This is a genomic window from uncultured Bacteroides sp. (assembly GCF_902491285.1).
GTDB lineage: Bacteria > Bacteroidota > Bacteroidia > Bacteroidales > Bacteroidaceae > Bacteroides.
In genome coordinates this window covers 87,868-110,142 of the sequence record NZ_CABUHK010000002.1, presented here as the reverse complement: position 1 = coordinate 110,142, position 22,275 = coordinate 87,868, and the positions used below count along the sequence as shown (strand labels likewise).

The following is a 22,275-nucleotide window of genomic DNA, read 5'->3' as shown; positions in this document are numbered from 1 at the left end:
TTGTTTCTAGCTTGGTATACATACCTTAATAAAATAGCAAGAGACAGGGGGTGTATTTCATTCAAATACAATCGTCTAATAATCAAGACAAGACAAAACTGTGTGAACGGAATACCTACTATCCTTTCTTTTCACCGAACCTGTTGATACTAAAAACAGAATATATTCCTATGACTTTTAGTTGGTTATGAAAATATAGTTTGCTATATTTGTAGGAATTCCTAAAATAGATTAAGGAATAATATCAAGCAGATTGTACGTGACCAATCTGATTACAGGGGAATAAAAGTGAAACAATTTATTATGATGAAATCTTTAATAATCACCTTATTATGTAGTTTTTGTCTATCAACTACTAATGCGCAAAGTTATTTCCGCCAGTGTGGTATCCAACTACTTACCAAACAAAACGGATTGAGCAACAATACATTGACTGGAATTTATCAGGATAAAGCCGGCTTTTTATGGTTAGGAACCGATGTTGGACTAAGCCGCTATGACGGAATACATTTTCATAATTACAATCTGATTGATAAAGAGCCACGTGCCTTAACTCATTTATATGAAACATCAAACAATCTGCTATGGTCTCATATCGCCAATTTAAACCAAATAGCCTGTTTTGACAAGATGCGTGGAATCTATATGCCACTTATCTCACCTACTCCTGAGGTATTGCAAGATATACAGGATATATGTGTACTACAAGACAAATTATATGCCTTGACCTCCAATGCCATAGTAGAGTTAAATATGGAGAAAAATGCAGATGAAATAAGACTGACTGCCCAACTGCTTATAGATATAAAAACAAAAGTCCTAGGACTTTATAATAACGAAGATATTTTATGCGCACTGACAGCAGAGAATCAAATCTTGCTTTATAACGTTTCCGATAAAAGTAGCGAGCATATAAATGGAACCGATCTAGGTATTGTGAAAGCCGACAACATTGAAAAAATACATATATATAATGATAATGTGTGGATTTGTGACCAAACCGAAGGAATCATCTGTTATAATACAAACACTAAAACATCACGCACACTGAATGATAACAGCCAGTCATCCTTCATTCAAAAAGATATACGCGATATAATCCAAATAGATAAGACCACATTCATTATAGCCACATGGAGTTCACTGTCAGCCATAAGATTTGAAACGGACAACTACCTCCAGTCGCCATTCCACATTGTAGATCTGACCCAACATGATTCTTACTATGCCCCCATCCTCAAAAACAGAATTACCGACATTCATTTTGACAAGTCCAACAATGTGCTTTGGGTAGGAACTTTCGGCAGAGGATTGCTGAAACTGAATCTCAAAGGAAACGATATCAACCGTATCCCGTTGAACGATGAAATAAGATATGTGAATAGTATAGCACAAGATGCCGACGGATACATCTGGCTGGTCACCGAAAAAGATGGCATATATAAAAGTACAGAAAATAAGATCTCTCCTAATCTGCACTTTTCCTTATGGGAGAAAAGTCACAAGAATAATCATTATTGCCTGCACAAAGATCGCAATGGAGGATTATGGTTCGGCGATGACAAAGGAAACATCCTTTGGGTAAATCCTGCTACCGGTGAAACGGTGATTCACCAACTAAACCCCGAAACAGCAGACTCTGCTGTAACTGCTTCTATCTTGAAACTATATCTAAACTCACAAAACCATTTATGGATTGCCACCGAAAAAGGAATAATGGTCTATAACCATCAGACACACGAATGCATAGCAGCACAACCTTATACGAAAGAATTCAAAAAAATAACCGCTATATGTGAAGATGGAGATGGAACCATGTGGCTAGGTACTGAAAAAGGAATACACCGTGCCAACCGTAAAGGAAAACAAATAAAATTCACCGGTGGTTATGAAAAGGCAAGAAACCTGACACCCGGAAAAGTATTGGCACTTTATCTGAATAACTATAACCAATTGCTTATCTCATACACTGATAAAATTATCCAAATAGACGGAAAAGAGAAAACCATATCCTCTATCATGATCTTACAAAAAGACTTGCCTAACGGACACATAAGCTGTATGATAGATGATAAGAACGGAAATACCTGGCTGGGAAGCAATGCTGGTTTTATCACATTGAATAACAAGAACAATGCATCATATACCTACGCATTACCGGAAAGTTATTACGATGTATGTCGGCTGAATGACGGGAAATTGCTATGGGCGAACTCTACAGGATTACTCTATTTTGAACCGCGCACTTTAAAAGAAAGTTCAAGTAACTGCCAATTCCATATCTCCGATATAGATATTAATTACAATAAAGTAGAAATAGGAGAAAAAATAAACGGACAAGTCATTCTGGACAAACCTGCGTACCTGATAGAACATTTATCTTTAGACTACAATAACAACAACCTGATTCTCTATTTAAGTGATCTGAAATACGGAACCTCGCCCAACACAGTGAAATATCGCCTGTTACCCACAGAAGAAAAATGGAATACGAATTATGACGATCATATAAAACTCAGCAATATCCCTCCTGGGAAATATGTACTGGAAATACGCTCGTCTTATCCGTTGGAAGAAAATAAACAAATAACCCGGTTATCTATCAATGTAAATAGATATTGGGCTGCAACCGGATGGGCCATCGCCGCATACATCCTGGCTATTATCATTATTTCTTTGCTTACATGGATGTACTTTAACCGGAAATTACAGAAACGGCAAGTTTACAAGGCCAAAGAAGTGAAACTGAAAGAAAAGCTGGAAGAAGAAACGGAAATAAGAAAAGAAGAAGAGAAAAACCATCAATTGCGTGACCAAATCAGATATATGCTGGCACAGGAATTACGCACCCCGTTATCACTCATCACCGCTCCGTTAAAAGAAATGATTACTAATACGGCCTTCCCGGAATCATTCCTGCAAAAAGCAAAAATGGCCTATCGGAATTCAATCAGCCTGCAAGACATTTGTAACCAGCTATTGAATATTCATCAGCAAGAAAGTTACAGTCCTAAATTGAATGTGGCCCCTTATCCTGCCAGCGTGATAGCCGACACTGTAGTCCGTGCATCTCACGAACTACTGAACGTCAGTCCCATTAACCTGCATTATGACAAAGACAACAAAATAAATACGGAAATATGGATTGACCGGAAAAAGATAATCTTTATTCTAAGCAATATATTATCCAATGCCTACCGGCATATCTCGTATTCCGGTTCCATCCACTTTACTGTAAACACCAGTACTATCAACGGAAAAGATTTCTGCCTTTTTACTATAGAGGATGACGGGAAAGAAATGATAGAAGAGTCCTCTGTCATCTTCCTTGGATCGGACAATTACAATCCTCCAAGCAACCGGCTACATCCCGAATTAGGCATTGAAATTATGAAAACGACAATACTAGCCCACCACGGCGATATCCAAATCACTCAAGAAAAAAACAAAGGAACCCGAGTTGTTCTTTATATCCCTCTAGGTAAACAACATTTGAACAATGATGAAAACGTATGTTTCATCGAACCCGAAACAATAATGGAAGATTCAGATAAAGCAATGATTACTGCAGAGGATAAAAGACAACAGGAAATAGCAAACAGTATAACCGCCAAACCTATTGACAACCCCGAAACCAAATACAAACTACTGGTTGTTGAGGACCATGCAGATATCCGCCTCTATCTGAGAGTATTATTTTCTGCCACCTATAATATTATTATGGCGGAAAATGGGGAAGAAGGAGTAAGAATGGCACGTAAAGAAATACCGGATCTTGTAATAACGGATGTCATGATGCCTGTCATGAACGGTTTTGAATGTTGCCGTATCCTGAAAGAAGATCTAAAAACTTGCCATATCCCTATTATTCTGCTGACAGCTTTGACAGATGATGAAAATATAGTGAAAGGAATAGAATTAGGAGCTGATGACTATATTCTGAAGCCGTTCAATCCGGAGATTCTCCGCACTAAAGTAAAACGTTTAATAAAAAGCCGGACTGAACTGAAACGGATTTATACCAAACTACTAATGCCTTCCATCACCGTCAACGGCTCGCAAGAAGAGAATACGGAAACAATCATCATAGAAGACCCGTTCATCACACAAATTCTGAATATTGTAAATGAGAACCTGCAAAACCCGGAATTCAATGTGAAAAAACTGGCCGAAATGCTGAACATGAGTCAACCTACCCTTTACAGAAAAGTAAAACAACTCACTAATTTCACTATCATAGAATTAGTAAGAGGAGTCCGGTTAAAACGTTCTGCCGAATTACTGAGAAGCCGCAAATACAATGTTCAGGAGGTAGCCGAAATGGTTGGTTATAATGACATCCCCACCTTCAGAAAGCATTTTGTCGATTTCTATGGCACCACTCCCTCTACATTTAATAGTAAAGAAGATACGGAAGATAAAAAATAATCGTTAACAGCCAAATATTTTTTGAATTAAAAATCGTACCTTTGCAGCCAAATATATAGGTATAGTATGCAAGACATTAGAAACATTGCGATCATCGCCCACGTAGACCACGGAAAAACGACTTTGGTGGACAAGATGATGCTGGCGGGACATTTGTTCCGCAACGACCAGACAAATGGTGAACTGGTATTGGATAATAATGACTTGGAACGCGAAAGAGGGATAACTATCCTTTCAAAGAACGTTTCAATTAACTACAAAGGAACAAAAATCAATATTATTGATACTCCGGGACACGCCGACTTCGGTGGCGAAGTAGAACGTGTACTCAATATGGCTGATGGATGTATCTTATTGGTAGACGCATTCGAAGGCCCGATGCCGCAGACACGCTTCGTATTGCAAAAGGCATTACAGATCGGATTGAAACCTGTAGTTGTAGTGAACAAGGTGGATAAACCCAACTGCCGTCCGGAAGAAGTATACGAAATGGTATTCGACTTGATGTTCAGCCTGAATGCTACAGAAGATCAGTTGGATTTCCCCGTTATCTATGGTTCTGCCAAAAATAATTGGATGAGTACTGATTGGAAGACCCCGACAGAAAACCTGGTTCCGTTGTTGGACGCTATTATTGAGCATATTCCGGCACCGAAGCAGTTGGAGGGAACTCCTCAAATGTTAATCACCTCTTTAGACTATTCAGCATATACAGGTCGTATTGCTGTAGGACGTGTACATCGTGGTACGCTGAAAGAAGGTATGAATATTACACTAGCAAAGCGTGATGGTAGTCTGATAAAGTCTAAAATCAAAGAGCTACATACTTTTGAAGGCTTAGGACGTAAAAAGACAAATGCCGTTTCATCGGGAGACATCTGTGCTGTAGTAGGTGTAGAAGGCTTCGAAATTGGTGATACTATCTGCGATTTCGAAAATCCGGAACCATTGCCCCCCATCGCCATTGACGAACCGACCATGAGTATGTTATTCACTATCAACGATTCTCCTTTCTTCGGCAAAGAAGGTAAGTTTGTGACTTCACGCCACATCCAAGACCGCTTGACCAAAGAATTGGATAAGAACCTGGCATTGCGTGTACGCAAAAGCGAACTGGAGGACGGTAAATGGATTGTTTCAGGACGTGGTGTGCTTCATCTTTCTGTCCTGATTGAAACCATGCGCCGCGAAGGATACGAATTACAAGTGGGCCAGCCTCAGGTTATCTTCAAAGAAATAGACGGAGTAAAATGCGAACCTATCGAAGAATTAACGATCAGCGTACCCGAAGAATATTCCAGTAAAATGATCGATATGGTAACCCGCCGTAAAGGTGATTTAGTTTCTATGGAAACACAGGGTGACCGTGTAAACATTGAGTTTGATATGCCTTCGCGCGGTATTATCGGTCTTCGTACCAATGTACTGACAGCATCGGCCGGAGAAGCGATCATGGCTCACCGTTTTAAATGCTACCAACCATACAAGGGCGAGATAGAACGTCGCAGCAACGGTTCTATGATTGCTATGGAAAGCGGAACAGCTTTTGCATACGCTATTGACAAATTACAGGATCGTGGCAAATTTTTCATTTATCCGCAAGACGAAGTATATGCCGGCCAAGTAGTAGGTGAACATGTTCATGAAAACGACTTGGTTATCAATGTAACTAAATCGAAGAAGCTTACCAATATGCGCGCATCAGGTTCTGATGACAAGGCACGCATCATTCCTCCGGTAGTATTTTCGTTGGAAGAAGCATTGGAATACATTAAGGAAGATGAATATGTAGAAGTTACTCCAAAGAGTATGCGTATGCGTAAAGTGATTCTTGACGAAACAGAACGTAAGAGAGCTAACAAAAGCTAATCAATCTACCTTTAATATAAAAAATCCCGGAGACCATATTACCTTCGGGATTTTTTATATTTAATCTACAAACTTTACTTTACTAACTTCTCTAGGTTTAGCAGCCGGCATTTCATCGGGATAACCGAAAGCAATCGCATAAAGCAACTCATACCCTTCACTGAATCCCAACTGTTTCATATATTCGGCAGCTGCAGGTGATTTCATGAAACGCACAGGCCCTCCCAAACAGCAGGAACCTATTCCCATTGACCAAGCAGACAAAATCATATTCTCACCCAACAGACCACAATCTATCTGTGACATATCATATGCAGGATCGTTAGCAATAAACACTACTGTAGGAGCATTATTGAACATATTCTGAAATCCCGGACGTTCTGCCGCTTTGGGATTTTCTTTTTTGAAAATTTCAGTCAAACCATTGATAAATTCCGGATTATCTACTACACGAACCTCCCATGACTGTTTATTCATTCCATTAGGTGCATTGATTCCACATTCCACTATAGTCTGCATTTTTTCACGTTCCACAGCCTCGGGCTTATACTTCCGTATACTACGGCGGCTCATAATAGTTTCTATTACAGGGTCTACCTGACTCACGGAAACACTATCCGTAACAACTTCCTTCTGTTGAGAACCTTGCGATGTACAGCTGCATAATACGAACATACCTGCACCAACTAACATTAATCTAAATAATTTCATTTGCTATCATATTTGGTTTGCAACAAATCTAGGCATTTTCAAGCATAAAAAAAAGTGGTTCCCGATAGGAACCACTTTTTATATGTTAAATCTGTAAAATTCAGATTACAATTTCGGACCGGCAGCAACCAATTTCTTACCTGCTTCGTTACCAGTGAACTTAGCGAAGTTCTTGATGAAACGACCAGCCAAGTCTTTTGCTTTTTCATCCCACTGAGCAGCGTCAGCGTAAGTGTCACGAGGATCAAGGATCTTCGGATCAACACCCGGCAATTCTGTAGGAACAACGAAATCGAAGTAAGGAATAACCTTAGTAGGAGCCTTATCAATAGAGCCATCCAAAATAGCATCGATGATACCACGAGTATCGCGGATAGAGATACGTTTACCAGTACCGTTCCAACCAGTGTTAACCAAATATGCTTTAGCACCAGTCTTTTCCATCTTCTTAACCAATTCTTCAGCATACTTAGTAGGATGCAATGACAAGAAAGCAGCACCGAAGCAAGCAGAGAATGTCGGAGTCGGTTCAGTGATACCACGTTCTGTACCAGCCAATTTAGCTGTAAATCCAGACAGGAAGTAGTACTGAGCTTGTTCCGGGTTCAGGATAGATACCGGAGGCAATACACCGAATGCGTCAGCGGACAAGAAGATAACTTGTTTAGCGTGAGGACCTTTAGAAACAGGCTTAACGATGTTTTCGATGTGGTAGATAGGATAAGAAACACGAGTGTTTTCTGTTACGCTCTTGTCAGTGAAGTCAATCTTACCGTTAGCGTCAACAGTTACGTTTTCAAGCAAAGCATCGCGTTTGATGGCGTTGTAGATATCCGGTTCGCTGTCTTTATCCAGGTTGATAACCTTAGCATAGCAACCACCTTCGTAGTTGAATACACCTTCGTCATCCCATCCGTGTTCGTCGTCACCGATCAACTTACGTTTCGGGTCAGTAGACAAAGTAGTCTTACCTGTACCTGACAGACCGAAGAAGATAGCAGAGCTAGTTCCTTCCATATCCGTGTTAGCAGAGCAGTGCATAGAAGCGATACCACGAAGCGGGTTCATGTAGTTCATGATAGAGAACATACCTTTCTTCATTTCACCACCGTACCAAGTGTTCAGGATAACTTGTTCTTTAGTCTTCAAGTTGAAAACAGTAGCTGTTTCAGAGTTCAAGCCCAGTTCTTTATAGTTGTCAACTTTTGCTTTAGATGCATTGAAACATACAAAATCAGGTTCTCCGTAAGCTTCCAGTTCTTCAGCAGTCGGGCGGATGAACATGTTAGTTACGAAATGAGCCTGCCAAGCTACTTCCATGATGAAACGTACTTTCATACGAGTTGCAGCATTAGCACCGCAGAATGTATCAACAACGAACAAACGCTTGCCGCTCAATTGTTTTACAGCTTTAGACTTCAAGTCAGCCCAAGCTTCTTCAGTACAAGGTTTGTTATCGTTTTTATATTCGTCAGAAGTCCACCATACTGAATTTTCAGAAGCTTCATTCTTAACGAAGAATTTATCTTTAGGAGAACGACCTGTGTAAACACCAGTCATTACGTTTACAGCACCCAGTTCAGTAACCTGTCCTTTTTCGAAACCTTCCAATCCCGGTTTAGTTTCTTCAGCGAAAAGCACATCATAAGAAGGATTGTGGAGAACTTCCTTCACGTCGGTAATACCGTACTTGCTTAAATCTAAATTTGCCATTTTTTAATGATTTAATTTGGTTATTGTATAATGTTATTTTTACTCTTTATTTTCTGAAAGAAGATGTTTTTCAACACCCCCTTGTCTAAGGCGCTACAAAATTAGTGCTTTATTTTAAAAAAAAGAAGTTATTAGAGAAAAATTTCCGTAATAATCAAATATTTATATTTGTGTAACAAAAATGCAATTCGTACTTTACAAATCTAGAAATTATTTGTTTCTTTGCAGGTCAAAGTCAACAATATAACAAAAGCATAGATATGAAAATCATCAATCTCAGTGAAGGCAATTCTCTCCTAAACCAATATGTAGCGGAATTGCGCGATGTACATGTTCAAAATGATCGTATGCGTTTCCGCAGAAATATTGAAAGAATAGGAGAAATCATGGCATACGAGATGAGTAAAGCACTAACCTATTCCGTAAAGCAAGTACAGACACCCTTGGGAACTGCCACGGCCAGCACACACGATGACAAAATAGTGATCGCAACGGTATTCCGTGCCGGACTGCCGCTGCACACCGGTTTTCTGAACATGTTCGACCATGCCGACAACGCTTTCGTTTCCGCATTCCGTTTTTACAAAGATGATGAACACCGTATTGTAGATGTACACATTGAATACATCGCCGCTCCTTCATTGAATGACAGAACCTTGCTTCTCGTTGATCCCATGCTTGCCACCGGTGAAAGCATGGAACTTGCCTGGAAAGCGTTCCTTACCAAAGGCAAACCAGCTAAATTGCAGATGGCCTGTGTCATTGCCAGCCAACAAGGGGTAGCGCATATGGCAGAACTTTTTCCCGGCGATGATGTCACATTATGGTGTGCCGCCATAGACCCTGTCTTGGACGAGCACAAATACATTGTTCCGGGGTTAGGGGATGCCGGTGATTTATCATTCGGCGAGAAACTCTAAAGCTCAAACTATAAGGACAGTTTCAGGTGTGTTCTCTTACACACTAAAATTCTAAATTAAATGGTTAGTAACCGGCAATTATTCACTGCCTATTACTAACCATTTAATTTTTAGAACAACTCTGTAGATCCGGTTCCTACAGGGAAGATGAAAAATATTATTTCACTTCCCAAATATCATTTGTCATCAGTAATTCCTGGAAATTATGATATTTTTTCTTTGCGGCCACTTCTTCAATCTGTGCATTAACGGCGTCATCATAAGTAGGCGCTTCCACATCACGGATCACACCTAATGCAACCGGAAAATCCGGTCCTTCCATCAATGCCAGTTTCAACTGCAAAGTATTATCCAGACAATGAGCATCGTGCACTAAAATGTCTTTTTCCGTCACACCATTCTCGCCAATCTTTACCACTTTCAGCCCGAAACCTTCCTGCATCAGCCCGTATTCTTTATCTACCCCAAACAACATCGGTTTACCGTGTTCCAAATAAATGGCATTCTTTGAACGACCTTCTTTCGTATATACTGATTCGTGTGTTCCATCATTAAAAATGACGCAGTTCTGAAGAATTTCACATACAGCCGCACCTTTATGATTGGCAGCAGCTTTCAGAATCTCCACTGTACCAGGACCATCCGTAGCTACCGCACGGGCAAAGAAACGCCCACGCGCACCAAAACATAATTCAGCCGGATGAAACGGATCTTCCACAGTGCCGTAAGGAGATGATTTGCTAACAAATCCACGGGGAGAGGTCGGAGAATACTGTCCTTTGGTCAAACCATATATACGGTTGTTCAACAAAATCATATTCAAGTCGATATTACGACGAACGGCGTGTATAAAATGATTTCCACCAATAGCCAGCCCATCACCATCCCCTGAAATCTGCCAGACAGTAATCTTCGGATTAGCCACCTTGCAGCCTGTAGAAATAGCAGCCGCACGACCGTGCACAGTCTGCATGGCATATGTATTCATGTAATAAGGCAGACGGCTGGAACATCCGATACCCGAAATAACGGCAGTATCATGAGGAGCCACTCCCAATTCAGCCATCGCTTTGTGCAGCGAAGCCAAGAAAAAATGGTCACCGCAACCCGGACACCAGCGAGGTTGTCCCTTTTTGAAATCTTTTGCTGTATATTCGTTCATAGTCTTTACTTTCTTTACGGTTATTATTTATTTAAAATCTCAGTGAAAGCATCAACTAACTCGCTGACTACGAACGGCTGGCCTTTTACCTCATTAAACTGATAAGGAACAAATCCGTCCACTTTCATACGGAGATATCCGGCAAACTGACCAAGATTCTGCTCAGCCACGACTACCTTCTTATATTTCTTCAGCACTTCTGCCGTATTGTGAGGCAGCGGGTTCAAATGAACAAAATGTGCCAAAGCAACCTTCTTGCCCGCATGGTTCATTTCCTCCATTGCTGAATATAAATGACCGTAAGTTCCACCGAAACCTACTATCAGCAAATCTGCATCCTCTACGCAGCCTTGCACCTTAACATCAGGCACTGGAATTTTAGCAACCTTCTCGGCACGCAAACGGCACATCAAATTATGGTTTTCAGGCTCGGTAGAAATAGCACCTGTATCACTGTCTTTTTCCAAGCCTCCCAAAATATGCATATAACCTTCCTGTCCCGGCAATGCCCAATAACGGACACCTGTTTCGGCGTTACGCTTGTAAGGAGTATAATTATCCTTCATTTCCGGAGTAACATAGGGTGGGTTAATAGCCGGATAGTTCGCCAGATCAGGCAACTTCCATGCACCGGAACCATTTGCTACAAAACCATCAGTCAGCAACACCACCGGGGTCATGTGTTCCAAGGCAATCTTACAAGCATCATAAGCAGCATCAAAACAATGAGTTGGAGAAGCTGCGGCAATGACCGGCATAGGAGATTCACCGTTACGGCCAAACAAAGCCTGCAATAAATCTGTTTGCTCAGACTTAGTAGGCAAACCAGTAGAAGGACCGCCGCGCTGTACATTAATAACCACCAATGGTAATTCTGTAATAACAGCCAGATTCATAGCCTCTGATTTCAGACAAACACCCGGTCCCGAAGTAGAAGTAGCTGCCAACGCACCTGCAAACGAGGCACCGATAGCCGTAGCGCAACCTGAAATTTCATCTTCACATTGAACCGTAGTCACTCCCAATGATTTATGTTTAGAAAGTTCATGCAAGATATCTGTTGCCGGAGTAATGGGATAAGATCCCAGGAACAAACGCAGACCTGCTTTCTCGGCAGCAGCAATTAAGCCATAAGCCGTAGCCTTGTTTCCGCTGATATCCATGTACTTTCCAGGTACTTTAGACTTAGTTTCCACCTTATAAGTATGATCCACAGACGCATGCGTATTGTGCCCATAATCATATCCGGCGTGTATCACTTTAATATTCGCTTCAGCTATTTGCGGCTTCTTTGCAAATTTCTCGCGCAAGAAATTTTCAGCAACCGCCAGGTCACGATTAAACAACCAGCAGACCAATCCCAAAGCAAACATATTACGACATTTCAACATTGACTTGTTGTCCATGCCTGTATCTGCCAGACAATCTTTCACCATCTGCGAAATAGGAGCAGCAATTACATCCTGCTTAATACCCATTTCTTCAATCGGATTGTCTGTTTTGAAAGCCGCCTTGTCCAGGTCTGATTTCTGAAAACAATCTGTATCAATAATGATACAAGCTGTGGACTTCGCAAATTTGTATTGTGTTTTCAATGCAGCGGCATTCATTGCGACCAGCACGTCGCATTTGTCACCAGGGGTAAAAACTTTACCCGCACCGATATGCACCTGGAAACCTGACACACCGGTCAACGAACCTTGCGGGGCACGTATATCCGCCGGGTAATCGGGGAATGTACTGATATCATTTCCCACTGTAGCCGAAATATTAGAAAAGATATTTCCGGCCAGCTGCATACCATCGCCTGAGTCGCCTGAGAAACGGACCACCACTTGGTCCAACTCCTTGACTATCATTTCATCTGCCATAACTTATTATTTAGGGTTACAAAATTTCACTGTTTGCAAAGTTCGGAAAGTTCTGTCAAAGGACAAAATATTCCGCTATCAAACTACGTTTGAATATCAAAATGTACAAAATTAAAGGTTTATTTGTTTCCAAGCTAAGAAAAAGCAGAGATAATTACCTGTTTAAAAGCATAAATTCCTATCATTATGACAGCATCAAAAACGATTCATTTTTACAATTTATTATTTTTATCCATGTTTTATGAACAACATGAAAGTTTATAGCAGAATAACAACATTATTAGATTATAAAAAACAGACAAAAAACAACAAAACAACAAAGAAAGGATTATTTTCTTCCCACTTAAGACATTTTTCAATCTTTCATATTGCCATTTTAACAAAAAGAAGTACCTTTGTACCCATAAAGGGGCCTTGTAGTTCAACGGATAGAATAGAAGTTTCCTAAACTTTAGATAGGGGTTCGATTCCCCTCGGGGCTACAAAGAGCAGTAAACAATTGTTATACAACCGTTTACTGCTCTTATTTTACTGGATAGCTTTCAAATCTGATTATTTAATCACCCCAAGTTCTTTGCCCACTTTAATAAATGCAGCAATTGCCTTATCCAAATGTGCCTTTTCATGCCCGGCAGACAACTGGACACGGATACGTGCCTGTCCTTTCGGAACAACCGGATAATAGAAACCGGTTACATATATGCCCTCTTTCTGCATCTTGGCGGCAAAATCCTGAGACAGTTTCGCATCATAAAGCATCACAGCACAAATCGCGCTCTGAGTTGGTTTGATGTCAAAACCGGCAGCCAGCATCCTGTCACGGAAATAATTCACATTATCCATCAGCTTAGTATGCAAAGCATCACTTTCTTTCAATATCTTAAACATTTCCAGACTAGCACCGATAATGGCAGGAGCTACAGAATTAGAGAATAAATAAGGACGGGAACGCTGGCGCAACATATCAATAATTTCTTTCTTACCGGTGGTAAATCCTCCCATTGCCCCACCAAATGCTTTACCTAATGTACCAGTAAAGATATCCACACGCCCGTATGCATTAAACTGTTCGGCCACGCCATGCCCTGTAGGACCTACCACACCGGCCGAATGAGATTCATCCACCATTACCAACGCGTCATATTTTTCCGCCAGTTCACAAATCTTATCCAATGGAGCCACATTACCATCCATCGAGAATACACCATCTGTAGCAATAATACGATGACGCTGTGCCTGCGCTTCCTGCAAACAACGTTCCAAGTCAGCCATATCAGCATTGGCATAACGATAGCGTTTTGCCTTACACAAGCGTACACCATCTATAATAGATGCATGATTCAACGCATCTGAAATAATAGCATCTTCTTCTGTAAACAGCGGTTCGAACAAACCACCGTTAGCATCAAAACAAGCTGCATAAAGTATAGTATCTTCTGTTTTAAAATAATCAGAAATGGCAGCTTCCAGCTGTTTGTGCAAATCCTGAGTTCCACAGATAAAGCGTACGGAAGACATACCGAAGCCATGTGTGTCCATCGCCTCTTTGGCAGCATTGATCAAGCGTTGATTATCTGACAAACCTAAATAATTGTTGGCACAAAAGTTCAACACATCTTCTCCGTCATTCACCTTGATGTCCGCACGCTGAGGTGTGGTAATTATACGTTCATTTTTATACAATCCGGCTGCCTTAATATCAGCCAGTTCCTTCGCAAGGAACTCCTTCATTTTACCATACATAGCTTTGTTTTTTTATTAAGTATATAGTTTAAGTTTAAAAATCAGTCTGACTTGACAAAGTTCTTATTTTTTTTTGATATCCGATTAAATTATAGAGAAAATTTTGATAAAATATGCAGTTTTCTATCTATCTTTGCTTCCAAAAGAAAACTTAAAGCAAATAGCAAACTATGAAAAATGTATTAATTATCGGCTCCACCGGTCAGATCGGTTCGGAACTAACCATGAAATTGAGAAGTATTTACAATGGTAATATCGTAGCCGGATATATTCCCGGTGCTGAGCCTAAAGGGGAATTAAAAGAATCAGGCCCTTCTGCCATCGTAGATATCACCAACGAACAACAAATTGCCGAAACTGTATCAAAGTACAACATCGACACCATTTACAACCTGGCAGCCTTACTATCGGCTGTAGCAGAAGCCAAACCTCAACTAGCATGGAAAATAGGCATGGGAGGCCTGTTCAACGTATTGGAAGTAGCACGCGAAATGGGTTGCGCCGTATTTACCCCAAGTTCTATCGGTGTCTTCGGCAACAACACCCCTAAAGACAAGACCCCGCAAGACACTATCCGTAATCCGCGTACCATGTATGGCGTTACAAAAGTATCAGGAGAATTACTGAGCGATTATTACCATATCCGTTTTGGCGTAGATACCCGCTCCGTTCGTTTCCCCGGATTAATTTCGTATGTCACACCTCCGGGTGGCGGGACCACTGATTATGCTGTAGACATCTATTATTCGGCTGTAAAAGGTGAAAAATTTGAATGTCCTATTGCAGCCGGTACATTCATGGATATGATGTATATGCCTGACGGTTTACGTGCAGCCATTGAAATCATGGAAGCGAATCCCGACAAACTAATTCATCGCAATTCGTTCAACATTGCTTCAATGAGTTTTGATCCGGAAATTATTTATAACAATATAAAGAAGTATATGCTCGACTTCCATATGGAGTACAAAGTAGATCCGCTACGTCAAGCTATCGCCGAATCATGGCCGAACTCACTGGACGACACTTGTGCCCGTGAGGAATGGGGATGGAAACCGGAATATGATCTAGACAGCATGACACAGGATATGCTTGCCAAACTAAAAATACGATTCAATAAATAAACCACTAATATTGAATAAATAAAATAGCCTTCTCTATTCTATCTGTTCCATATAGAATAGAGAAGGCTATTTTTATACATTTCTTGCACTTATATAAAATTTTGATCGTATCTTCGTGCAAATTAACATACTGATTAAAAACATACTATGAATACAAGAGCTATTACCCAGAACAAGAAAGTCGTTACATTCGGAGAAGTAATGCTAAGGCTGACCGCCCCCAATTTCCAGCGCTTTTCCCAAACAAACGAGTTTATTGCTACTTATGGAGGAAGTGAAGCGAATGTAGCCATATCACTGGTCAACTTCGGCATCCCCACAGAATTCGTTACCAGACTTCCCGAGAATGCAATGGCACAAGCCTGCGTAAACTCACTCCAAGCTTACGGATTAGGTACAGACGGCATTATTTATGGTGGGAAACGCATGGGATTATACTTTCTGGAAAGCGGTGCAGCATTTCGTAACTCCAATGTAGTATATGACCGTGAAGGCTCTTCCTTTGCCACTTTACGTCCCGGCATGATAGACTGGGAAAAGATTCTTTCCGATGCAGGCTGGTTCCACTGGTCGGGTATAGCAGCGTCCCTGTCACAGGAAGGAGCAGATGCCTGCCTGGAAGCACTGCAAACAGCAGACCGCCTGGGATTAACAATCTCATGCGACTTAAATTTCCGCAAAAAATTATGGAATTACGGTAAATCCGCATCAGAGGTAATGCTCCCCCTTGTTCAATATAGTGATGTCATTTTTGGTGCAGAACCCGAATACAAAGAAATTTTCGGCATTCCCCCGGTAGGTTTTAAAGCTGTAGACACCTCATATCCATTAGATTTGTCCGGTTTCAAAGTATTCGGTCAAAAAGTATCAGAACAAGCTCCCCGATGCCAGAAAATATTTCTGGAGTTGCGTAATACCATCACTTCCAATCACAATCTGCTGGCAGCCATACTTTATTCTAAAGGGACATTAAGGCATACCGGCATTTACGATATTGTCCATGAAGTAGACCGTGTGGGTGCAGGAGATGCATTTGTAGGCGGCATGATTTATGGTTTGCTGACCTACCCCGACAATGACCAAAAAACATTGGAATTCGCCCTTGCCGCATCTGCATTGAAAAATACCATATATGGAGATTTCAATCAAGTAACAGTAGAAGAAGTGGAAGAGTTAATGCAAGGAAACACTTCAGGAAGAGTAGTCAGATAACTATTTTCATGATTATAGCCAAACAGAATTGATCTGCAAGATACAACGTAAAAAAGCAAGTTAACTTCATGGGACAAGCAAGTTAAGTTGAAATGCCAAGCAAGTTAAGTTACTTACCCAATGTACTTAAGTTAATTTTTGAAGCCACAGAAGATTCATCTACCCTTTTTCCACAAACCAATTCCAATCGACCATTATAAAAAGAGGAGGATGCTCATGATATGAGCATCCTCCTCTTTTTATTTATTTCTTAAAAGAAACTTTCTTATGCCTTTGTTTCTTCCGGCATCTTGTTACCCATAGTCAGGTAAGCGATAGGAGCAGCAATGAAGATAGAAGACAATGTACCGATCACAACGCCCAAAATCATTGCAAAGGCGAAGCTGCGGATACTGTCACCACCCAGCACGAAGATACACAACAATACGATCAATGTACTTAATGAAGTATTGATGGTACGAGCCAAAGTAGTATTCAATGAATCATTAAACAACTGCATACGGTTACGTTTCGGATACAGACCGAAGAACTCACGGATACGGTCAAAGATAACCACCTTGTCATTGATAGAATAACCGATAGCGGTCAAAATAGCGCCAATAAAAGTCTGGTCAATTTCCAATGAGAACGGAACCCATCCATAACATAACGAGTATGCACCGATGATCAAAATAGTATCGACAGCCAATGCAACAGTCGCACCCACACTATAAGCTACATTGCGGAAACGCAGCAAGATATACAAACCGATAGCCACCAATGCAAACAATACAGACCAGACAGCCGAAGTCTTGATATCATCAGCGATACTAGGACCTACTTTCTGAGAACTGATGATAGAACCACCGACACGATTATCACGGTCAATAAAGATTTCCAATGTAGTACCTTCGCCCAGCAAGTTACCATCTTTCAAAGACTGATACAAGAACTCTTCAATTTCAGAGTCGATAGTAGGAGAATCTTCATTAATACGGTAATTGGTTGTAATACGGATTGTCTTCTTGTCTGTACCCAAAGCAATAGCCTGTACATTATCTTCTGTGATTTTCTTCTTCAACAGGTCACGCACTGTTTCAGGTTCAACCTGCTGTTCAAACTGAACTACGAAGTTACGTCCACCGGTAAAGTCAATACTCTGCGCCAAACCACGGATAAAGAATGAAATGATACAGATAACGATAATCGCTCCGAATACCGTGAATGAACGTTTCATCATTCCCATAAAGTTGTAATTCACGTTCTGCATCAGATTCTTGGAGATCCCTGTAGTGAATGTCAAGTTCAACCACTTGTCTTTATTCATGAAGTGCTCATAAACAATACGGGTCAAGAATACTGCTGTAAAGAATGAGCAGAGGATACCGATAATCAACGTAGTGGCAAAACCACGAATCGGACCCGTACCGAAATAGAACAGAATGATACCAGTGATAATTGATGTCAAGTTTGAGTCAAAAATAGCAGAGAATGCGTTAGAATAACCGTCTGCTAAAGCAGCCTTAACAGTTTTACCGGCTCTCAATTCTTCTTTTGTACGTTCATAAATCAACACGTTAGCATCTACAGCCATACCCAATGACAACACCATACCGGCAATACCAGACATGGTCAGTGCAGCTTGGAACGAGGTAAGGATTCCTAATGTGAAGAAGAAGTTAACAACCAATGCGCAGTTGGCAACCATACCCGGAATCAATCCGTACATAGCGCACATATAGATCATCAACAGAATCAACGCAACAACAAATGAAATAATACCTTGATTGATAGATTCCTGACCCAATGACGGACCAACAATATCCTCCTGAACGATACGTGCAGGAGCAGGCATCTTACCAGACTTCAATACGTTAGCCAAGTCTTTTGTCACCTCCGGGGTAAAGTTACCGGTAATCTGAGAGTGTCCCCCCGTAATTTCACCGTTTACATTCGGAGCGCTGTATACGTAACCATCCAGTACAATAGCGATAGCCTTGCCTACATTGTTCTTTGTCAGAACAGCCCAGCGGCGTGCGCCGTCAGTGTTCATAGACATACTGACACAAGGCTTGTTGAACTGGTCATATTCATCTTTAGCATCAGTGATCACATCACCTTCCAACGGAGCACGTCCGTTACGTTCAGTAGACTTGATAGCATACAATTCAAAGATACGTCCCTGCTTGTCAAAGTCAGCAGCCTTTACACCCCATTTCAAACGAAGATCTTTCGGCAACATTTCTTTCACTTCTTTCATAGCAAGGTACTGGTTTACCTGAGCAGTATCTTTATAATCGGCATAACCTACCACCGACCCGTAACCATTCGGATTTAATTGGAGAACAGAAGCCAACGGATGTTCTTTCTTCATCTGCTCCATTGCGGCAGAGTTACTTGCCGTTTCGCCTTTCAATGCGGCTGCAAGACTGTCGGCAGCAGAAATTGCAGAAGCCTGTGCTACAGCAACAGTATCAGTAGCTACAGAATCAGCAGAAGCAGCACCACTTTCAACGGCAAGAATATCACGCAGTCTGTTATCTACAGAAGAAAGATAAGGAACTATTTCTTTTGCGTCGAAAGTTTCCCAGAATTCCAAGTTAGCAGATCCCTGCAACAGTTTTCTGACACGTTCCGGTTCTTTGATACCCGGCAGTTCCACCATGATACGGCCCATCTTTCCTTCCAATGCCTGAATGTTAGGCTGTGCCACACCAAAACGGTCAATACGTGTACGTAATACATTATAAGAGTTGTCGATAGCAGCCTTTACCTCTTCGCGCAATACTTTTTCAACTTCACTGTCGGAACTGCGGGTGGTTACTTTGTCTTTCAACTGCTGAGTAGCAAATAATTCAGCCAATTTGCCATTGGGAGCTTGTTTCTTATACTCTTTTACAAAAAGAGTGATAAAGTCATCCTGACTAGTGATAGATTGTTTTGATGCTTCTGCAACCGCTTTGTTAAAAGCTTCATCAGTCTTGTTGTCAGCCAAAGCCTTCACTACATCCGGTACAGAAACTTCAAGAATAACGTTCATACCACCTTTCAGGTCCAGACCCAGACCAATCTCCATCTCGCGACACTGTTTCAGCGTATAACTACCCAAATAAACTTTTTCATTCTGCATAGAATCAAGGTAATGTGCTTCACCTTTCGGGTCTTGTGCCGCTTTGTCCATGTGATAGCGGGTCACAAAAGAGAAAGAAAGATAAAACACACATACAAGGGTGAGTAATACCGCAAAAACCTTTACAAATCCTTTGTTTTGCATGTTACTTTGAAATTTATTATTTTTACTTTTTGATTAATTCTTAGTTTATACAAGGTTGCAAATATAGTTTTTTTTTCACATTCCCACGGTATCAAACACAAATATTTAGATTCCAAAAGAGAAAAAAGGCTGCAAAAGCATTTTTTGCAGCCTAAATTATTCTATCTCACAGACTATTTTATTTCAAACCCCTGTTTTTAAGCAAGGGTTCCAAGCTGGGATCAGCCCCACGAAAACCTCTGTAAAGGGTCATAGGATCTTCCGTTCCACCTTTCTCTAGAATATTTTTACGAAAAGAGTCTGCGGTATTTTTATCGAACACTCCATGTTCTTTAAACGCTTCAAAAGCATCCGTGTCAAGAACTTCTGCCCATAGATAGCTGTAATACCCAGCAGCATATCCACCTATAATATGACTAAAATAAGTGGCGCGATACCGAGGAGCTATTTCAGGAATCAGCCCCAGCTTGTCCATCGTTTCTTTTTCAAAAGCAACGACATTCAGATTGTCTGTATCAGTCAGGTTATGCAGTTCCATATCAAGCAAAGCGGCTGCCAATAATTCCGTAGTCATAAAACCTTGATTAAAAGTACCCTGATTTTGGATTTTCGTAATCAGCTCATCCGGAATCACTTCTCTTGTTTCATAATGCTTGGCATAGAGTTTCAGCACTTCAGGTTCTACAGCCCAGTGTTCCATAATCTGTGAAGGAAGTTCTACAAAATCCTGCGCCACACTGGTACCGGACACTCCTTTGTAGTTACACTTGGTCAGCATACCGTGCAATGCATGTCCAAACTCATGAAACATGGTTTCCACCTCATCCAAAGTCAGTAAAGAAGGCATATTTCCTGCAGGTTTAGTAAAACTTGCCACATTATAAATTAAAGGACGTACTTCACCGGCCTGTTCACGAAAATTACTCATCCATGCGCCACCACGCTTACCTGCGCGTGGAAAGTAATCCGCATAGAACAATCCCAAAAATGAGCCATCGGCATCCTTTACTTCATACACTTTCACATCCGGCTCATATACGGGCACATCATTCAGTTCGGTCAATGTAATGCCATACAGCTTGTTGGCCACGGTATACAATCCGCTACGCACATCTTCCAAACTGAAATAGGGCTTGATTTCATCTTCATTCAAATCATACTTTTCCTGACGCAATTTTTCGGCATAATACCACCAGTCCCATGCAGCCAGCTTCTCTCCCTTACCTTCCTTATCCATTATTTTCTGCAACTCGGCGGCCTCTTTCTTTGCATTTTCCAGTGAGTATCCCCACAGGTTGTTCAAGAAATCCATGACTGTCTGCGAATTCTTAGCCATGTTCTCATCCAGTACAAAATTGGAATAACAATCGAATCCTAATAATTTTGCCTGTTCCAAACGCAATGCCATGATCTTTCCCAATATCTCTTTATTGTCATTCGCATCATCATGATTCCCCCGGTTGATATAAGCTTCATAAATATTTTTTCTTAGCTCACGGTTTTCAGCATATTGCAAAAAAGGCAAGCGACTGGAGTTTTGCAAAGTGAATAGCCATTTCCCTTCTTTTCCAGCAGCTTTCGCTTCCTCTGCGGCCCCCGCTTTCACCCATTCGGGTAACCCGGCCAAATCAGCCTCATTCTCGATAACCAACTGATAAGCGTTATTCTCATTTAAGATATGATTGTCGAAAGCAATCCCCAAAGTCGACAATTCTTTATTGATCTCCCTCAAACGGGATTGTTTTCCGGCATCCAGTCCGGCACCCGAACGGACAAAAGCTTTATAATACTTGTCCAACAGCCGGTGTTGCTCAGTCGTAAGAGTTATCTTACCTTCCTGTTCCTGTTGATGCACATCAGCCACCCGTTTATACAAATCCTGATTCAAATAAATATTATCACTATGTTCTGAAAGTACAGGAGCCATCTTTTCATTCAAGGCCGTCAACGAATCATTTGTATCCGCTTCGGTCAATGCAAAAAACACCCCACTTACTCTCGCCAGAATCCCGCCACTTTTATCCAGCGCCACAATGGTATTTTCAAAAGTAGGTTCCTCGGGATTATCAACTATTGCCTTAATTTCCGCATTCTGCTCCTCTATTCCTTTCAAGAAAGCAGGTTCATAATGCTCCAGTCTGATCTTAGTAAAATCGGGAGCACCGTACTCGGTCTGGAATTCCGTAAAGAACGGATTCATTTCTGTTTTCTGTTCACATGCACACATTACACAACACGTCGCTAACGTAAATAATAGTCTTTTCATAAT

General features: G+C 41.1%; 12 protein-coding genes and 1 tRNA gene. 6 read left to right on the top strand and 7 right to left on the bottom strand.

Translation table 11 applies throughout. From position 1 onward, the window contains the following. Window positions 1-306 precede the first annotated feature (306 nt). On the top strand, window positions 307-4,428 hold the full coding sequence (locus tag RDN93_RS00950) for a two-component regulator propeller domain-containing protein (RefSeq protein WP_117814744.1): 4,122 nt from the start codon (window positions 307-309) through the stop codon (window positions 4,426-4,428). A 66-nt stretch (window positions 4,429-4,494) separates the two neighbouring features. Further along, window positions 4,495-6,297 carry a translational GTPase TypA gene (gene typA / locus RDN93_RS00945; protein ID WP_005844415.1) on the top strand — a complete coding sequence of 601 codons (1,803 nt, stop codon included), beginning with the start codon at window positions 4,495-4,497 and terminating at the stop codon, window positions 6,295-6,297. A 60-nt stretch (window positions 6,298-6,357) separates the two neighbouring features. Here the strand turns inward: typA and RDN93_RS00940 are convergent, their stop codons facing one another. Together RDN93_RS00940 and pckA are read right to left on the bottom strand one after the other, a co-directional pair. Next, window positions 6,358-7,008 carry a nitroreductase family protein gene (locus RDN93_RS00940; RefSeq protein ID WP_032934986.1) on the bottom strand — a complete coding sequence of 217 codons (651 nt, stop codon included), beginning with the start codon at window positions 7,006-7,008 and terminating at the stop codon, window positions 6,358-6,360. 105 nt (window positions 7,009-7,113) lie between these two features. Continuing rightward, the gene (gene pckA, locus RDN93_RS00935) at window positions 7,114-8,721 is read right to left on the bottom strand and encodes a phosphoenolpyruvate carboxykinase (ATP) (RefSeq protein ID WP_308743852.1); all 1,608 of its coding nucleotides are present in this window, start codon (window positions 8,719-8,721) and stop codon (window positions 7,114-7,116) included. A gap of 260 nt (window positions 8,722-8,981) precedes the next feature. On the opposite strand from pckA, the gene upp reads away from it, so the two are divergent. Continuing rightward, window positions 8,982-9,641 carry a uracil phosphoribosyltransferase gene (gene upp / locus RDN93_RS00930; protein ID WP_005850404.1) on the top strand — a complete coding sequence of 220 codons (660 nt, stop codon included), beginning with the start codon at window positions 8,982-8,984 and terminating at the stop codon, window positions 9,639-9,641. Between the two features lie 157 nt (window positions 9,642-9,798). On the opposite strand, the gene RDN93_RS00925 is transcribed toward upp, so the two are convergent. Together RDN93_RS00925 and RDN93_RS00920 are read right to left on the bottom strand one after the other, a co-directional pair. Then, on the bottom strand, window positions 9,799-10,803 hold the full coding sequence (locus tag RDN93_RS00925; RefSeq protein WP_117814733.1) for a 2-oxoacid:ferredoxin oxidoreductase subunit beta: 1,005 nt from the start codon (window positions 10,801-10,803) through the stop codon (window positions 9,799-9,801). Between the two features lie 23 nt (window positions 10,804-10,826). Further along, window positions 10,827-12,674, bottom strand: coding sequence for a 2-oxoacid:acceptor oxidoreductase subunit alpha (locus tag RDN93_RS00920; protein WP_005844406.1), 1,848 nt, complete (start codon window positions 12,672-12,674; stop codon window positions 10,827-10,829). A 410-nt stretch (window positions 12,675-13,084) separates the two neighbouring features. Between RDN93_RS00920 and RDN93_RS00915 the strand changes: the two genes are divergently transcribed. Then, a tRNA-Arg gene (locus RDN93_RS00915) sits at window positions 13,085-13,156 on the top strand. A 70-nt stretch (window positions 13,157-13,226) separates the two neighbouring features. Here RDN93_RS00915 and kbl read toward each other — a convergent pair. Then, window positions 13,227-14,417 carry a glycine C-acetyltransferase gene (kbl, locus tag RDN93_RS00910; RefSeq protein WP_005844404.1) on the bottom strand — a complete coding sequence of 397 codons (1,191 nt, stop codon included), beginning with the start codon at window positions 14,415-14,417 and terminating at the stop codon, window positions 13,227-13,229. 170 nt (window positions 14,418-14,587) lie between these two features. Between kbl and RDN93_RS00905 the strand changes: the two genes are divergently transcribed. Then, window positions 14,588-15,541 carry an NAD-dependent epimerase/dehydratase family protein gene (locus tag RDN93_RS00905; RefSeq protein WP_117814734.1) on the top strand — a complete coding sequence of 318 codons (954 nt, stop codon included), beginning with the start codon at window positions 14,588-14,590 and terminating at the stop codon, window positions 15,539-15,541. 147 nt (window positions 15,542-15,688) lie between these two features. Next, window positions 15,689-16,753 (top strand): sugar kinase, encoded by a 1,065-nt coding sequence (locus RDN93_RS00900; RefSeq protein WP_117814735.1) that lies wholly within the window; start codon window positions 15,689-15,691, stop codon window positions 16,751-16,753. A gap of 265 nt (window positions 16,754-17,018) precedes the next feature. On the opposite strand, the gene secDF is transcribed toward RDN93_RS00900, so the two are convergent. After that, window positions 17,019-20,006, bottom strand: a complete 2,988-nt coding sequence (gene secDF, locus RDN93_RS00895; protein WP_005844398.1) for a protein translocase subunit SecDF — start codon at window positions 20,004-20,006, stop codon at window positions 17,019-17,021. A 178-nt stretch (window positions 20,007-20,184) separates the two neighbouring features. Beyond that, window positions 20,185-22,272 (bottom strand): M3 family metallopeptidase, encoded by a 2,088-nt coding sequence (locus tag RDN93_RS00890; protein ID WP_008666673.1) that lies wholly within the window; start codon window positions 22,270-22,272, stop codon window positions 20,185-20,187. Window positions 22,273-22,275: the final 3 nt, after the last annotated feature.

What these genes read in the sequence shown, in the direction of transcription:
- RDN93_RS00950 (WP_117814744.1), top strand. Translation starts at nt 307, where the DNA reads ATGAAATCTTTAATAATCACCTTATTATGTAGTTTTTGTCTATCAACT.
- typA (WP_005844415.1), top strand. Translation starts at nt 4,495, where the DNA reads ATGCAAGACATTAGAAACATTGCGATCATCGCCCACGTAGACCACGGA.
- RDN93_RS00940 (WP_032934986.1), bottom strand. Translation starts at nt 7,008, where the DNA reads ATGAAATTATTTAGATTAATGTTAGTTGGTGCAGGTATGTTCGTATTA.
- pckA (WP_308743852.1), bottom strand. Translation starts at nt 8,721, where the DNA reads ATGGCAAATTTAGATTTAAGCAAGTACGGTATTACCGACGTGAAGGAA.
- upp (WP_005850404.1), top strand. Translation starts at nt 8,982, where the DNA reads ATGAAAATCATCAATCTCAGTGAAGGCAATTCTCTCCTAAACCAATAT.
- RDN93_RS00925 (WP_117814733.1), bottom strand. Translation starts at nt 10,803, where the DNA reads ATGAACGAATATACAGCAAAAGATTTCAAAAAGGGACAACCTCGCTGG.
- RDN93_RS00920 (WP_005844406.1), bottom strand. Translation starts at nt 12,674, where the DNA reads ATGGCAGATGAAATGATAGTCAAGGAGTTGGACCAAGTGGTGGTCCGT.
- kbl (WP_005844404.1), bottom strand. Translation starts at nt 14,417, where the DNA reads ATGTATGGTAAAATGAAGGAGTTCCTTGCGAAGGAACTGGCTGATATT.
- RDN93_RS00905 (WP_117814734.1), top strand. Translation starts at nt 14,588, where the DNA reads ATGAAAAATGTATTAATTATCGGCTCCACCGGTCAGATCGGTTCGGAA.
- RDN93_RS00900 (WP_117814735.1), top strand. Translation starts at nt 15,689, where the DNA reads ATGAATACAAGAGCTATTACCCAGAACAAGAAAGTCGTTACATTCGGA.
- secDF (WP_005844398.1), bottom strand. Translation starts at nt 20,006, where the DNA reads ATGCAAAACAAAGGATTTGTAAAGGTTTTTGCGGTATTACTCACCCTT.
- RDN93_RS00890 (WP_008666673.1), bottom strand. Translation starts at nt 22,272, where the DNA reads ATGAAAAGACTATTATTTACGTTAGCGACGTGTTGTGTAATGTGTGCA.